This is a genomic window from Pseudomonas sp. SJZ074, assembly GCF_007828215.1.
Taxonomy (GTDB): domain Bacteria; phylum Pseudomonadota; class Gammaproteobacteria; order Pseudomonadales; family Pseudomonadaceae; genus Aquipseudomonas.
In genome coordinates this window covers 326140-340878 of the sequence record NZ_VIUE01000002.1, presented here as the reverse complement: position 1 = coordinate 340878, position 14739 = coordinate 326140, and the positions used below count along the sequence as shown (strand labels likewise).

Below are 14739 nucleotides of genomic sequence, written 5' to 3'. Positions count from 1 at the left end.
ATGTCGCACGAGGTTTATGCCAACAGCAATGAGATCGCCGGAAAAGCCGGCATGGGCAAAGTGATCGCCTCGTTTCCCGATGTCTGCCTTTCGCCGCCAGGGCCTCCTGCCGGGCCGATTCCGATTCCTTATCCGGACACTTCCTTCTCGTCGGCGCTTAAACAGGGCTCCAGGACGGTCATGCTGCAACGTAAGCCGGCAGCGTTGTCACAACAGTCCTATTACCAGCCTTCCATGCTTGGTGACGAAGCGGCAACCCGGGCCTGGGGAATGTCGGTGATCACGCACCAGATTACGGGCAAGACCTACTTCCAGGCCTGGTCGATGGATGTTCAGATCGAGGGCAAGTATGTCTGCCGACACTGCGACATCACCACCAGCAATCATGCCAGCGCGCCTGGTGTGGGGGCTCCCAATCCGAATCTTGAAGCAGTGGGTTGGGGCGAATTGGAAGATGAAAGGCCTTACAAATGCGCGTGTTGCAATGGGCCTCGTCATTCCGCCGGTAAACCGATGACGATGGACGATTGGTACATGAAAGACTCTGCCGGCAATGTGGCCCCCCATGCGGCTGCATACACCGCCTTGATGAACGACGTGAACAATCGCAAGACGGCAACGCCGCCTTGCACCTGCAGCAGCCGGCTCGTTCCGTCTGCGCCTTGCAACGTATTCAGGCGACCCGTGACACCAGCGGAACGGCAGGCGAACAAAAGTGCCTGGAACAGCCTGCGTGACACGTACCAAGGGGTTTTCAACGTACCGAGCGAAGCACAAGTGATTGCAAATTTGACGCCGAAGCTGGGGCGCGCGCCGGTGCAGGCCGAGATTCAGGACGAGCGTCAGGTCAATCACCTGGTTCCCAAGGCTGCGGCCGGCGGCTGTCCCGTCGGTGAAGGTAATCTTGAGAAAAACGGCGACTTGTGTCCTGTATGTCGGAATCTGGACAAGCGCTTTGGTACGCTGCAGTCATTGGCCTCAAAAGCCTGAAACGACGCAAGCGACGATTGTGAGGAGTGACAATGGAGTGGAGTCGTTATGGCAACCCCGAAATGGTCGACTGGCAGGGGCGGGGATATTTTGCCTACCCTGACGCAGTGACCATGCCTCCCGGAAGGGAAGTCGGGCAGTTGCCGCAGGAGGGTGACTACTTTCAGTGGTTGGAAGCCTTGCGGCGGGCAAAACTTGGCGATTTCAGTCTACTGCCAGGGCTCGTCGAGTTGGGCAGCGGGGACACCCATCCGGTCAACCGACGCCTATGCGCGGAACTGTTAGGCGATGCCGGACCGACTTATACTGTCGACACTCTCGCAGTACGACTGGCATCCGAAGAAGTGGGTCTTGAGCTCACGCTGGCCTGGGGCGCAGTGCTCACGCGGCGCGGAAAGCTGGCCGACATGCCCATTGTTCTCGCTGCATTCGAACGGGTCGCGACCATCAGCGACGCCGAGATACTGCCAGTACATCTCTCGGCTTGCCTGGAGACGGGATACGAACTTTGCGACCATCAGGACTATGATTCACTGGACAGCTATCGCAACGCGGTGTTGAACAGATGCGCCGAACTGGCGGGTAGATTCGGTACGGATCAGGTCTGTGTCGACGGCGGTGAACCGCTGAGCGTGATTGGCCTGGCCCAGCGGATTCTACGGCGCCTGCGAGAACCTTGCTTCCCATTCGAACTGCGCCGGCGCTTCGAATGTGCGACCGGCATCGACTGCTCTTCCTTCTACCATGATCGGGTGTTCAGACCGATGCAGGCCTCAGCCCTTCTGGAAGCTTTTCTCGAAGACTCACATGCCAGTGGATTCGAAAGTGGCGTCCGTTATTTCTTTGGGCATCGCATTCCGGATTAACGCTGATTTCGAGTCAGCAGCATCTGGTGCTCCACATCGCTAATGGCGCCATTCCTGCGCGCCTCGCAGAGCCGGAACATCTGATCGCGCAGGACCTGAGTTGTCTGCGTGCCATACCAACGAACGTCGCAGCTTCCTGCTGAGCCGCGCTGACCATATCTTCAGCCTCATAAGGAGCGTTTTCCTATGCAAGGGGATTGGTCAGCGACACCGGCGGAGCGCTTTCTAAAAATGGTTTCGCGAAGATGCTTCTCCACAGATTCCCAAGGTGCCTTTGTATCCACGGCGCTTAGCATCCAAGCCCCAACCACCACAGGATCATTGGCATACACGTGATTTCCATCCCGGGCATAGGTCAAAAGCCAGCCCGGATATTTGTCGTTGAAGCTGTGCTCGTCACCACCATGCTTGTCCTTAGCCTGCACCCGATAGTTGTAGGCTTGAGTCAGGACGGCGTAATGACTACCGTCGACAACTTCCTCCTTGCGGCAGGTGTGAGCAGGGGAGAATGAGTCCTGGAAAATATGAAATATGCTGCCGAGCGCCACATCAGGTGTGCGCTTGTTTCGATCATCGATGGGAACGCCAGAGCGGGCAAAGAGCGTCCGAATTTTTACGTTTTCTTGCTTAACGCATTGATTTAGAGCTATCGAGGGGAGCCTCAAGCTGGCTTCGATTTGAGGTGTGAGAGGTGCGTCGAATGGCGTATCGCCCGTCGCCACGTCATAAGCGAACTTGATCCACACGAGAGCCAGCCTTGTGGTTTCTTCTAATCGCGCCTCTTCATTGGCCTCCTTGAGCATTTGGCTAGACATGAAGTGGAGGTATTGGAGATTTCCATAGTGAGAGTTCCAACCAAGATGATTTGTCCCCTCAACCTCACAATCTTCGCGGCCCCCAGCGTACTTTTTAGATTCTGGCTTGAACTGGCCATTTAGATTCCACAGCCCATTTCTGAAGTCTTTACTTTCACCCCACGTATACATCAAAGGATCATCGTTCCACCAACTGCCATAGATGATTGCAAAGGTGTTGTGAGGAGTCCTGCTTGGCGACTTGGCCCACTCTGGGTCATTCATGTATTCAAAAATGAGTTGTCTGGGCTTGGAATTGTCAGTCTGTCTCTTGCGGACCAGGAAACCTTCAAAGTCGGCGCCGCGGTACTCGTCAATGGCGAAATTGGTCATATGCTCATGGACGGTCCCTTTTGAATATTTGCCATTGGCATACCCCGCGATCAGGTCTGTTTTCTTGCAAAGATTCCAGTCCCTGGTCGGCGCTTGATCAAGGTAATAAGTGTTGTAGACCAGCACCCTGAGGCAGGGGTTAATTTCAAACCCCCAGGTTGCAGGCGAGGAAAGGGCGCACTCCCCGGCAACGAAAAGAGCGGCAATCAGCTTGGGGTATTCCATGGCGTCCCTGCTTTGATGGTATTTTAATATCATGCTAGGAGACGGTAGCTAAAATACAAGTCGTTTTGTCCGAACTCATTTAGGAGGGGGCCTTGGTGAGATCAGCGACTTTTTGAAATCAGACCACTCATGTATTGATTCAAATCCCGCAGATCCTGAACGCTCCAAGCGTGGGGCGGCAGTTTTACACCGTTCTCTCGCAGGGTCTTTGGAATCAGGTTTCCATTAGGACGGAGAATGACCGATGAGACGATTACGCCGGGATAATCATTGAGTCGTTTCTTGAACGCGGCGGTGGTCAGGTCAGGGGTAGGAGGATTGCTTCTGTTAGCCAAGGGTCCTGTGCCTTTGATGTCAGACCCGTGGCACAGGGCGCATCTCTGGAGGTAGAGATTTTTGCCGTTAGTGTTGTCCGCCAAGGTTAGGGATGTTTGAGTGAGTGATAAGCACCCTAGCAAAAGCGGCAAGCCCAGGTGATTGCCGATTTTACGGGTGAGGGTCGCTATGTTGCCGGCCTGTGCCGGAATCACGATCCATGGCATGACGAACGTCCTTTTCGGCTGGGGCAAATTCGGGAAACTCCATCAGCAACGCCTTATTTCCGCCGATGATGAGTTTTTGCACTACCTGGGAGATGTTCACACGCACCACTCCAGTCGAAATGGAGTACATCGCCCAGGCTTGTTCGGGAGTGCAATGAATGATTTGTTCTTCAATCTCGTTATAGGCTTTGCGTTCGTCCGAGTTCAAGCAGGCTTGGTAATCACCTTGGCACATGATCCTATCCCTTCCTAAGACCCTATGACAGTCCCCCTTTAGTGAGGACTGCCTTCCCTATGTAGTTTTAATTACGACAGGCAAAAAACAGTGGATTAAATGCCGCTCTTCACTTTGGTCCAGACGCGGGTGCGAATTCGTTCCAAGGCCAATGGCAAAGGTTCTAGAGGGACAAGTGATGCAACTGTTTTCTTGTCTGGATAAATCCAGGGGTTGTCGCGCAAATGTTGCTCGACAAACTCAGTGGCGTCTTTGTTAGCGTTGGGATACAGGGTGTGATTTGAAGTCTTGGCGATGATTTCAGGGCGCAGCATGTAATTGATAAACGCCATGCCTTCTTTCGCATGGGGAGCATCTTTCAACAAAACCAGATTTTCCGACCAGACCAGCGCACCCTCGCGCGGGAGGCTGTAGGCAATCTTGCGCCCGGTTTGGTTTTTCTCGTTGATGGCCTGCGCAGCAAGAGCACCATTGGCCCATCCCACTACGGCACAGATGTTGCCATCGGCAAGGTCGGCGTCAATTCGGGAGGAGTCGAAATAGAGGACGTAGGGACGGATTTTCAACAGCAGCGCCTGGGCCTTCTTGTAGTCATCCGGATTCTTGCTGTTGCTCGGCAGCCCCAGATAATGCAAAGCAATCGAAATGATCTCGCTGGGTGAATCCAGCATCGCCACGCCACAGGACTTCAGTTTACTGATGTTTTCTTCTTTGAATATCAGGTCCCAGCTGTCGACCGGAGCGTTATCGCCCAGTGCGGCCTTGACTTTATCGACGTCATAGCCAATGCCGGTGGTGCCCCAAAGATAGGGTACGGCATAACGATTACCAGGATCGTTGACGGCAAGTTGAGACAAGATGTCCGGATCGATATGGGATAAGTTGCTTAGCTGATTGCGATCCAGGGGCTCAAGCACGCCAGCCTGGATCAGGCTTGGCAAGACATTGGATGTGGCGACAACCACGTCGTATCCCGTGCGCCCAGCCATCACCTTGCTCTGCATGATTTCGGCGCTGTCGAACGCATCCATGTGGAAGCGGGTGCCGGTTTCCTGCTCGAACTCCTTCGGGGTTTGTGGGGCAATAAACCCAAACCAGTTGTACAGGTGCAGGCCGGGTTCCACAGCTCCCACCGAGCTACTTATCCCGATACAAAGAAGCGAGGCTGAAAATATGCTGCGCAGACGCGACTTGCTCATACAACTATCCTTGTCAAGACGAGGGCCTTCATGGTCCTCGTAACCCGGTAGCGAATATACCGGGCATTGACGAATAGTAAATACCTACGAATACTTAGCCGCGCCCGACGAATCCCTAACCCAAAAGGGGTAGACAATGCCTCTCGACCTCCATAGCCTGGCTTGGCATCGATCGATTGGACAATTGATCATGCGGTTGAACCGTCCAGAATTCTGGAGCTCACTTGTTCGTTTGTTGAATGAATATGTGCAGGTCGACAACTGGGTCGTATTGATTTTCAGCAATCAACAAGTGCAAGTTGTCAGTCTTCCTGAAGTGGCCGACACAGAAGAAGTCGATGCGTTTATCCATCGCTATGTGAAGGGGCTGTACATGCTGGACCCGTTCTATATAGCAGATCGGGAAAACCCTCAAAGCGGCTTCTTTCATATGCTGGATGTCGCACCTGAGCACTTTCTCGAGACCGAGTATTACCATCAGTACTTTGAACAGTATATTTCGGTGGATGAGGCGCAATACAACGTCAGGCTCGACGCTGAAAGAACCTTGTGCGTTTCTTTCGGAAGTCATATCCGATTCAGTCAGGAGCAGATAACCACACTTGATCTTATCAAGCCGTGGGTGACGGCACTCATGCATCAGCGCATGAATTTCGAGGACGACGTCGCGAAGGAATTTACCGCACAAGCCCCATGGCCGGAGACAACGACCTCGCTTGGCGCACCGTTAACGATGCGGGAAAATGATGTGCTCAAATTATTGTTGAGCGGGTTTTCCAATAAGGAAGTCGCGGGAAAACTTTCTCTGTCAGCCGAAACGATAAAAGTGCACCGTCGCAACATCTACTCGAAACTGAATATCAAGTCACAGTCAGAACTGTTCGCTCGGTTCTTTACGTCGAAGCAGGATGCCCTTACGTCGAGTTGAACCTGCGTCCTGGCCGGTCACTCGGCCTCAAGCACGACTCCATGCTCCACAACGGCTGGTCGTAAAGGGTGAGCGGGGTACGGTTGAGCTGCGTGATGCGGGCCAGGGCGGCGTCGTGGGTCCGGGGTTCGCCGCGCCAGTCGTGGTAGGCGAGAGCGCCCACATAGCAGTGCTGCCCGCCACCAACGTCATGCTCTTCGGTATTCCATCCGCCATCAGAAAAAGTGACCCTTACGATTGCTCACATAATGGCCGAGCCAGCCGAAAGCTTCTTATCGCTTGTTCTTGAAGGAGTATTTGAATGCTGGTGCAAGAGGCCGTGAGCTTTACTGAGGAGGATCAACGCATTCTGGATTCTCTGATGCCTGGGCAGGAGGGATGGCACACGCCGAGTGATCTGGAGTGTTTGTCCACCTGTCCCTATTCAAGTCGGTGTGTCGGCCATGGGCCGGCAGAGAAAGTCTGCTCTGATGATTGGAGACGGGCCCCATTGGATAAAGACTCCTCCAAGGTCTTCGTGCATGTCCTGCAGAACTTTGATTTTTACAACCAAGCCGATTTACCGCATTTAACCGTCCAATCGAAGGCAGTGTCTGCGCTTCATTCCAAATTCCTGAAAGCAATGGAAAGCCTGGTCGCTTCGGAATATGCGGAAGGGTCTTTACAAATGACCCAGCATCGTCGGCGCGAGCGAGCCAAAGGTGTTTCTCTGCGGCTGAAGAACGAGCGTTTTTTTCAAACGAAAAAACTTGAGTGTGAGGCGTGTGGCGTCGATTTCTACGGGCTTTACGGAGCGGCGGGCTTTCGGATCATTGAGTGCCATCACCAGGTCCCGCTGTCTCATGGAGACCATAAAGGGAAAACCAAAGCGCAGGATCTGGCGTTGCTATGCGCGAATTGCCACAGGCTCGCTCATACATCGGAGTCACTGCATCGAACGGAGGCTTTGCGCCAATACGTTCAAGGCAAGGCAGCTAAATAATCAGTGTATGCTCACGGGAGCCATCCCGCCTGCACCCCTGGCGCCGGCTCCATTTCTACCAAAACCGGCTTCTTGCCCTCTGTTGTCGAAGAGCGAATCGCAACAGTGCCAATACGAGGAAAAATCATGCGGATGTGGATGATGGCAACGGGTATTTGCCTTATCGCAATTGTAACCAACGCCCAAGCTCAAACCACACCTCAAGCCACTCAAGAGATAAGGGGTCTGCTGGACTTTGTCGAGCACAGTGAATGCCAATTCGTGCGTAACGGAGAGGCGTTCCCAGGGTCCGAGGCTCGTATGCACCTGGAGAAAAAGCTGGATTACCTGAAGGACAAGAATAAGGTGAACAGTGCAGAAGACTTCATCGATCTTGCTGCCACGAAAAGCAGCATGAGTGGTCGCGACTATGAGGTGCGATGTCCAGAAGGCGTACAGCCTGCAAGTACCTGGCTCAAGCGGGAACTACAGAGACAACGGCAGCTTCATTGATTTTGCCTCAAGACGAATATAGCGGTTCTGGTTCTTGCTTGCTTTTATTCAACAACAATAGCGTATTGAGCCGGGGACTCTTCGATACGCTTTTCATTGTCTAAAAGAGTGTTTGAAGCGTGCCGGGTAGGTCTGCGTTTGGGGATCGCCGGCCGTCCCCTTTTTTCTCCAGCACGGGCGCATGCTGGGCAGCGCGCAGAGCCATTCCGCCAAAGGACACGCTGGCATCCACATAACGCAACGCCGATTTCATGTCCTTCCAGCCCACATATCCCATCAATCCCTTGATGTCCCAACCATTCGCAGATGCCCAGGTCGCAAAGCCGCGCCGCATCGAGTGACTGCTGTACAGCTCCGCAGGCAAGCCTGCTTCTTTGAAAATGCGGCGCAACACGGGAATCAAGCTATGCGGTTGCATGGCTTTGCCTGACAGGTTGCCCCAGCGATCAATTCGCTGGAACACCGGGCCCTTTGCAATCCCGGCAACTGTTATCCAGTTGATGTAGGCCTCCACGGGACAGAGCATGGTGAGCGCCGGCGTCTGGAAGGTCGCTCCTTCATACTGGCGGTCGCCCTTGGTGTAGGGCAGGAAAAAGGTAATCCCTTCACCGCTGATGGCTTTCGTGTTCTCCACCGTCAGCCTGGTCAACTCATCGCCTCGAAAACCACGCCAGAACCCGATCAAGATAATCGCCACCGAACGACGATGACGCACCAGCGATTTGTAGTCTCCGCGTTCAAGCGCGGCAGTGGCTTGCCCTTCAAGCCAGGCGACTGCTTGCTCCAGGTGCTTCAGCAGCAGCGGGGCGGCCTGTCTGACCTGTGCAGGGTGCACGACCCTGATGCCTTTGATCATCTGGCGGACGTCAGGCGTTTTGGTCGGGTCAGGGAAGCCCTGGGAGATGTGCCACTGGGCCAGGGCCGCCAGGCGCTGCTTCAGGGTATTGATCGAGAGCTTGTCAGCGTACTCCGCCAGGTACCGAACCACGCCTGTGCCAGTCGTGGGCAGATATCCACCCCAGGTGACTTCGAAGTGTTCGATCGCCGCCCGGTAGCTTTTCCGTGTGTTCTCTCGGGTGCCGGCACTGAGATATCGATCTGCCTTTTCCATTGTTTGCCGCCTTCAAAATCGGAGCATTGCTATCTGCATACGCCGCTGGGAGGTGTTCCGGGCGTAGCGACGAGTCAAGAAGCCATAAAGCACTATTATGGGCTTGTAGAAAGTCAACATGAAAGGGTGTAAGGTTCGTCAATTCCAGTATGTATTTACATGACATGTAATACAGTACGAAATCATAGGAGGCTTTATGGCACGAGGCGGGATCAACAAGGCTGTAGTGCAAAAGGCACGTCAGGCGCTGCTCGCCAGGGGCGCCAACCCCAGCATTGACGCCGTGCGCGTCGAGCTTGGAAATACGGGTTCTAAAACCACGATTTCCCGCTATCTAAAAGAACTTGAACCATCCAATTCAGAGCCTGTGACCTCACGTGAGCGCATGAGTGAAACGCTCAACGGCATGGTGCAGACGCTGCTGGATCAACTGATGGAGGAGGGCCAGGAGGTCATCTCCCAGGCCTCTGCGGCTTTTGAGCAGCAACGGGCCGCGTTGGAAAACCAGCTCATCGAGCTCGGATCAGAGCTGGCTACCGCTCAACGACAATTGGCTACCCAACAGGCCGCGATAGACACGCAGAACGCGGAACTCACAACCGCCCAGTCCTCGCTCCAGGCTGAGTTGACGCGCAACGCACGCCTCAGCCAGCGCTGCACCGACCTGGAATCCCTGGTTGCTGAAAAGGACAAGCACATCCAATCGCTGGAGGAAAAGCATGTCCAGGCCCGTGGGGCGCTCGAGCACTATCGAGAGGCGGCGAAGGAGCAGCGTCATCAGGATCAGCGCAAACACGAGGCTCAACTGCACGAGATGCAGGTTGAACAGCGCAAGCTGCGAGAAACCATCGCCGTAAAACAGGACGACCTGACCCGACTGAATCGCGACAATGAACGCCTGCTCGCTGAAGCCAGGCAGCAAACCAAGGCCCTGCATACCCAGGAAGCCCTGGTTCAGTCGCTCAACACCCAAATTGCGGCGCTGCGCCAGGGTGAGGCCAGGACCGCTGGGGTGACTGAACACCTCATGGAACAGATCTCGACTCTGCATGAGGAGGTAAAGGCGCTTCACAAAGCCACCGCTGTAGCCGAGCTGCGTGAGCGGGAAACCACGGCGCTGATCGCTTCGCTTCAGAAAGAGAATGAGCAACTTCGGCAGGTTGAGACAAGCCCGGAGGAGGGTAGCGATACCTCCTCGGGGGCAGAGACGCACACCAAGCCTTCGAAACGACCCAGGAGATAAGCATGAATCAGATCGCAGGAAATCCGCAGGGCCATGATGAAGGCTCGTCAGCGTGGAAATTCGCTCATCAGCGACTTTCCCAAATCCTCATGGGCCGGTTTGAGTCATTTGGCCCTTTGATTCCGATCATGAAGCTGGATGCCGCCGGCAACAGAGATCACCGGACGATATTCAAAGTCAGCGGGAGGCAGACCGGTTAAAAACGTCCCAGCTTGAGGGGGTACTCGACCACGATGTAAACCCGGTCGATGTCATCCCCGCCCTGAGCGCTGTTGGCCCGATGGGTCACATGGGACACCTGCATGGACAAATCCTTGGCCGGCCCCGATTGCACGGTGTAGTGCAGATCGATATCCCGCTCCCAATGGCGTCCGCCGTCCCCTTGTTGCGGGACAAACTGGCCGGCGTCCGGGTCAAATGGATTGTACGCCCCACCTTGGGGGGCATGGGTGCCATCGATGCCGCGGCCGGTGACGTAGCGGGCCATGAATTTCAATCCGGGGACGCCGAAAGCACCCAGGTTGAGGTCGTAGCGCGCCTGCCACGAGCGTTCGCCGGCACCGTTGAAATCGGCGTATTTGATGGAGTTGGCGAGGTAGATCGAGTCGCCGCCCACAAAGTCGAAGGGCATGTCGCCATGGATCTTCTGATAAGCCAGAGTGAATCCCTGGGCGCCGACGGTGTATTTGCCAGACAGGCTATAGGCGGTGTTATCAATTGCGCCGGCCTCGGCGTCGCCGTAATCCTGGGTGTGGTAAACGTTGCCGTCCAGAAAGAACCCGGATTGCTTCAGATGCAGGTTGGCGTAGTACTGACGCCAGGTGTCGCTCAGCTCGGATGCATAGAGAGCACCGCCCAGCGGCTGATCCTCGAACAATTGGGCACCGAGGAAACTGATGCTGCCGGTCTCGGTGCTCACTCCATAACCGGTGAAATCCCCTCTGCGGGTCGAGGCATCCTGATTCTTGTACGCGGTGAAACGTCCGGCCTGCAAATGCACGTCGTCGAACTCCCGGCTGTCGAGCAGAAACCCCGTGGCGTATTCAGGTTGTAGGCGTTTATCGGCGGTGTCGAACACCGGTGTTTCCACGGTCATCTCACCGTAGGCCAAGGTGGTTTGGGACATACGCAGTTTCAACGCACCGCCGGCACTGGAAAAGTCGCTCTCACTGCGGCCATCCGAATCCAGCGGCAGCAATCCCGTACCGGAATGCCCCCTGCCGCCATCCAGTTTCACACCGAGAAAACCATGGGCGTCGATACCAAACCCGACGTTGCCGGGGGTAAAACCGGAGGCAAATGAGGCGATGAAACCTTGAGCCCACTCCTGCTTATAGTTTTTGTTCGCCGGGGAGGGGGATCGGTAGTCATTCTGCAGGAAGAAGTTGCGGCTCAACACATCCAGGGTTGAGCCGTCCATAAAGCCTTGTGCCGATGGCTCGGCAGCCAGGGCGGTGCCGCAGGTACCGATTAGCAACATGGATAACCAGAGCCTGGATCGTGGCCATTGTTGGGCGCGAGTTTTATTGCTGCAAAGGATGCGGGGGGTCAGTGCTTGAGTTGCGGTGCGCATGCTGGAGCCAGTTCGGTGACGAGGGGCCGATTATTGGCCGCAGGGCTCTGGCTGGTGAGTTAAACGTTGTTAATTCTGAGTGGGTACGACTCATCGGCTAACGCTGGCGCAAACTCGTATGGCATTGAACGCCTCGCAACGGCTGTCCTCCAATCACTATCGCAAAGAAGAAGGAGAACCAGCATGCAGCCTGAGACTGAAGGACTTGAAGAGCACGGCCCTAGCCGCGTGCCTTACATAAACGATCCGGAAAAGCCCACGTCACCGCCCTTGAACGATGCCGACGCCACTGATGCCGCCGAGGCGGAGGAAGATATTCAGGACGAAGCAGAATCCATTTGAATGTGAGGAGCAAGGCAATGGACAACTATCACCTGAGCCCGTCTGCGGATGGCTGGGAACTTAAGAAAGCCGGCGCAGAGCGTGCCTCTAAAAAAGCGGCCACTAAGCAGGAGCTGATGAACGCTCTGACAGATTTCTTTGATGGCAAAACTGCCTCGGTGAAGATTCACAGGGCCGACGGCTCCATTGAGGAGGAACGCACCTATCCGCGTTCCGCTGACCCCAGGCGGTCGAAGGGGTGACCCCAATTCGAAGATCTCGTCGAAACGACGCTTAGGGTGTGGTGGTTCTTGGGCATAGCACCACACCCATGAGATCGCCGCCCGACCTATGCGCTTTGACAGGTCAAACCTGAAAGCACAGATCTGAGTCGCTCCATCGTCGTTGATGAGCAAGTTTGCATGGGCTCACGAAGCTCGTTGCTGATCAGGCCGTGGATGCTCAGAGCTGCTTTGATGACAGCCGGGTTGGGCTCAGCGAACGCCATCCTTATCCAAGGCAGGAGGCGGTAAAAAGTAGCCCGGGCGCCTATGACATCGCCTCTATCCATCTCCTGCATCATCTGGACATACAGATCTGGACGGATGTGTGCCGAGGCTGAAATGGCGCCGGCCCCGCCCAGGGCGAGGTTTGTGAAGATCTGGATATCCTCGCCGGTCAGAATCTCTGCATTGCCGTCCTTGATCAAGGCCATGGTGGTTTCGACATCACCACCGCAGTCCTTGACCGCTGCGATTTTTGGGTGGCGCACGATCCTTCTCAGCGTCTCTCGTTCGATCCTCACGCCCGTTCGGTAGGGGATGTCGTAAAGGACTACTGGGACAGATGAGGCATCAGCGACTGTTTGGAAAAATGATTCGATGCCTTGCTGCGAAGGCCGGATGTAGTAGGGCGCCGGAACCAGAACGCCGGCAATGTCACGGCTCTGGATCTTTTGCTGGAACGCCAGGGCTTCCTGCAGGTTGTTGGCCGACAGCCCCATGATCACCTGGTCAGGTCGAGCGATCTGCAGAACTGCATCCAGTACCTCGAGTCGTTCATCCTTGTTCATCGCTGCGGCTTCGCCAGTGGTGCCGCATACGACCAGCCCCCTCACGCCTCCAGAAAGGAGCGTTTTCACCAAACCTTCGAGCGCGTCGAAGTCGACGTGTCCCGAATGAAAAGGCGTGGCCAGTGCAACCCAGATACCGCGAAAATTAGACATGCATTACTCCTCAGGCAGACCGATTAGTCGACGTCAGAGGAGGGGATGGGAATCAAGCGGGGAGGAGGCCTGGCGCTATCTGTCCTGTCAGCTCATCTGACGGGACAGCGCCCCGGTCAAATGAGCGGCTGTTTCTTGGATTTCTTGGCAACGGACACGCATGCGCATGCCTGGGCGCAGAGGCCCTTGGCAAACAGCATGTGGTCAGTGGTGAGAATCATGGTTGATCCGTTGCGAAGAGGAACTGCTCGATAGTGCACAGGGTGCGGTGCCTTGGTCAACTATGCAGCGGAAAATTGATCACGCAGTTTGGTGGGGCGCCATGCTCAACGGCGTGATAGTCCACGAGGGGGATAAGCGGTGGGGCATGTTCAACCTCCTTGAGCACAGGCATCCAGCGCTTGGGCGATGTCGGCTAGCAGGTCCGCGATGTCTTCAAGGCCCACCGACAAACGCACCAACCCCTCGGAAATCCCGTGGTGCACACGCTCTTCAGGCGTGTAGGTGGAATGGGTCATGCTGGCTGGATGTTGGGCCAGGGACTCGGCGTCTCCCAGGCTGACCGCGCGGGCGAACAACTCCAGTGCGTTCATGAAACGCCGGCCGGTGGTCAGGCCGCCCTTGAGTTCGAAGGCGATCATGCCCCCGGGCAACTTCATCTGCCTCGACGCCAGGTCGTACTGAGCAAAGGAGGGCAGGCCGGGGTAAGTGACCCATTCGACGGCCGGGTGCGCTTGTAAGTACTCGGCGATCACCTGGGCGTTGCTGCAATGGCGCTCCATGCGCAGTGACAGGGTCTTGAGCCCGCGCATCAGCAGAAAAGCGTCCTGAGGCGACATTACCGCACCGGTCAGGTCCTTGAGGCCTTGCAGGCGAATGCGGTCCGCCAGTGAATGACTGGTAACCACGATGCCGGCCGTGATATCGCCATGGCCACTGAGGTACTTGGTGGCCGAATGCACTACGACATCCGCACCCATTTCCAAGGGACGTTGCAGGTATGGAGTGCAGTAGGTGTTATCGACCACGACGGTGACATTCCGGTGATGGTGGGCAATCTTAGCCACCGCGCAGATGTCGACCAACTGCATGTTCGGATTGGCCGGGGATTCGAAGTAGATCATGCGCGTCGAAGGACTGATGGCATCGCGCAGTTCGGCCAGGTTGGACATGTCAACGTGGCGCACCTTGACGCCAAACTCGCCGATACCGTGGTGCAGCAAGGCGAAGGTGCAACCGTACAACGTACGGTTGAGGATGATCTCGTCACCGGGGCGCAGCAGGGTCCAAAAGGTCGCGGCAATGGCTCCCATGCCGGAGCTGAAGGCCACCGCCGCCTCGCCGTTTTCCAAAGCCGCCATGCGTGACTCCAACAGAGCCAATGTGGGGTTGGAGATCCGCGTGTAAAAATGCCCGGATTCTTCGCCGGCGAAACAACCGGCGCCGTACTCGACGGTAGGGAAGGCGAAGGTGGAGGTCAGGTAGATCGGCGGGATCAGTGCGCCGTTGTTGTCCAGCGGGTTATAGCCGTGATGGATGGCGCGGGTGGAAAAGCCCAGTTCATTTTTTTTATTGTTCATGTTGAGCGCTCCTGTGTTTCCTACAATGCTATGCTCAATC

At 55.7% G+C, this 14739-nt stretch carries 17 protein-coding genes; 9 read left to right on the top strand and 8 right to left on the bottom strand.

Annotated elements, in window-relative coordinates:
- Both FBX99_RS03865 and FBX99_RS03860 read left to right on the top strand, forming a co-directional pair.
- Nucleotides 1-990, top strand: a complete 990-nt coding sequence (locus tag FBX99_RS03865) for a PAAR-like domain-containing protein (RefSeq protein WP_144922404.1) — start codon at nucleotides 1-3, stop codon at nucleotides 988-990.
- 32 nt (nucleotides 991-1022) lie between these two features.
- Entirely contained in the window at nucleotides 1023-1856 is an 834-nt protein-coding gene (locus FBX99_RS03860; protein ID WP_145130671.1) for a hypothetical protein, read from the top strand.
- Between the two features lie 167 nt (nucleotides 1857-2023).
- On the opposite strand, the gene FBX99_RS03855 is transcribed toward FBX99_RS03860, so the two are convergent.
- From FBX99_RS03855 to FBX99_RS03840, 4 genes are all read right to left on the bottom strand, one after another.
- Nucleotides 2024-3268, bottom strand: coding sequence for a hypothetical protein (locus FBX99_RS03855; RefSeq protein ID WP_145130669.1), 1245 nt, complete (start codon nucleotides 3266-3268; stop codon nucleotides 2024-2026).
- A gap of 101 nt (nucleotides 3269-3369) precedes the next feature.
- Entirely contained in the window at nucleotides 3370-3810 is a 441-nt protein-coding gene (locus FBX99_RS03850; protein WP_145130667.1) for a c-type cytochrome, read from the bottom strand.
- On the bottom strand, nucleotides 3755-4045 hold the full coding sequence (locus FBX99_RS03845) for a hypothetical protein (protein ID WP_145130665.1): 291 nt from the start codon (nucleotides 4043-4045) through the stop codon (nucleotides 3755-3757). Before FBX99_RS03845 ends, FBX99_RS03850 begins: the two co-directional genes overlap by 56 nt.
- 95 nt (nucleotides 4046-4140) lie before the next feature.
- Complete coding sequence (locus FBX99_RS03840) at nucleotides 4141-5244, bottom strand: polyamine ABC transporter substrate-binding protein (protein WP_145130663.1); 1104 nt, start codon at nucleotides 5242-5244, stop codon at nucleotides 4141-4143.
- 136 nt (nucleotides 5245-5380) lie between these two features.
- On the opposite strand from FBX99_RS03840, the gene FBX99_RS03835 reads away from it, so the two are divergent.
- The 3 genes from FBX99_RS03835 (at nucleotide 5381) to FBX99_RS03825 (ending at nucleotide 7646) form a co-directional block, all read left to right on the top strand.
- A complete protein-coding gene (locus tag FBX99_RS03835) occupies nucleotides 5381-6172 on the top strand; it encodes a LuxR C-terminal-related transcriptional regulator (RefSeq protein ID WP_145130661.1) in 792 nt (263 codons plus the stop codon).
- A gap of 301 nt (nucleotides 6173-6473) precedes the next feature.
- Nucleotides 6474-7154 (top strand): HNH endonuclease, encoded by a 681-nt coding sequence (locus FBX99_RS03830; protein WP_144922389.1) that lies wholly within the window; start codon nucleotides 6474-6476, stop codon nucleotides 7152-7154.
- Between the two features lie 126 nt (nucleotides 7155-7280).
- Nucleotides 7281-7646 carry a DUF5329 domain-containing protein gene (locus FBX99_RS03825; RefSeq protein WP_144922386.1) on the top strand — a complete coding sequence of 122 codons (366 nt, stop codon included), beginning with the start codon at nucleotides 7281-7283 and terminating at the stop codon, nucleotides 7644-7646.
- A gap of 100 nt (nucleotides 7647-7746) precedes the next feature.
- Here the strand turns inward: FBX99_RS03825 and FBX99_RS03820 are convergent, their stop codons facing one another.
- Entirely contained in the window at nucleotides 7747-8757 is a 1011-nt protein-coding gene (locus FBX99_RS03820) for a tyrosine-type recombinase/integrase (RefSeq protein ID WP_145130659.1), read from the bottom strand.
- 196 nt (nucleotides 8758-8953) lie between these two features.
- Here FBX99_RS03820 and FBX99_RS03815 point away from each other — a divergent pair, with 196 nt between their 5' ends.
- The gene (locus FBX99_RS03815) at nucleotides 8954-10000 is read left to right on the top strand and encodes a DNA-binding protein (protein ID WP_145130657.1); all 1047 of its coding nucleotides are present in this window, start codon (nucleotides 8954-8956) and stop codon (nucleotides 9998-10000) included.
- Nucleotides 10001-10002: 2 nt separating this feature from the next.
- On the top strand, nucleotides 10003-10200 hold the full coding sequence (locus FBX99_RS03810) for a hypothetical protein (RefSeq protein WP_144922377.1): 198 nt from the start codon (nucleotides 10003-10005) through the stop codon (nucleotides 10198-10200).
- Here the strand turns inward: FBX99_RS03810 and FBX99_RS03805 are convergent.
- On the bottom strand, nucleotides 10197-11480 hold the full coding sequence (locus FBX99_RS03805; RefSeq protein ID WP_145130655.1) for an OprD family porin: 1284 nt from the start codon (nucleotides 11478-11480) through the stop codon (nucleotides 10197-10199). The two genes, FBX99_RS03810 and FBX99_RS03805, sit on opposite strands and share 4 nt — an antisense overlap.
- Nucleotides 11481-11756: 276 nt before the next feature.
- On the opposite strand from FBX99_RS03805, the gene FBX99_RS28830 reads away from it, so the two are divergent.
- Together FBX99_RS28830 and FBX99_RS03800 are read left to right on the top strand one after the other, a co-directional pair.
- On the top strand, nucleotides 11757-11915 hold the full coding sequence (locus FBX99_RS28830; RefSeq protein WP_178111852.1) for a hypothetical protein: 159 nt from the start codon (nucleotides 11757-11759) through the stop codon (nucleotides 11913-11915).
- Nucleotides 11916-11932: 17 nt separating this feature from the next.
- Nucleotides 11933-12157 (top strand): DUF2188 domain-containing protein, encoded by a 225-nt coding sequence (locus tag FBX99_RS03800; RefSeq protein ID WP_144922372.1) that lies wholly within the window; start codon nucleotides 11933-11935, stop codon nucleotides 12155-12157.
- An 86-nt stretch (nucleotides 12158-12243) separates the two neighbouring features.
- Here FBX99_RS03800 and dapA read toward each other — a convergent pair whose 3' ends face one another.
- On the bottom strand, nucleotides 12244-13119 hold the full coding sequence (gene dapA / locus FBX99_RS03795; protein WP_145130653.1) for a 4-hydroxy-tetrahydrodipicolinate synthase: 876 nt from the start codon (nucleotides 13117-13119) through the stop codon (nucleotides 12244-12246).
- Between the two features lie 371 nt (nucleotides 13120-13490).
- Nucleotides 13491-14699 (bottom strand): methionine gamma-lyase, encoded by a 1209-nt coding sequence (locus FBX99_RS03785; RefSeq protein WP_144922363.1) that lies wholly within the window; start codon nucleotides 14697-14699, stop codon nucleotides 13491-13493.
- Nucleotides 14700-14739 lie beyond the last annotated feature (40 nt).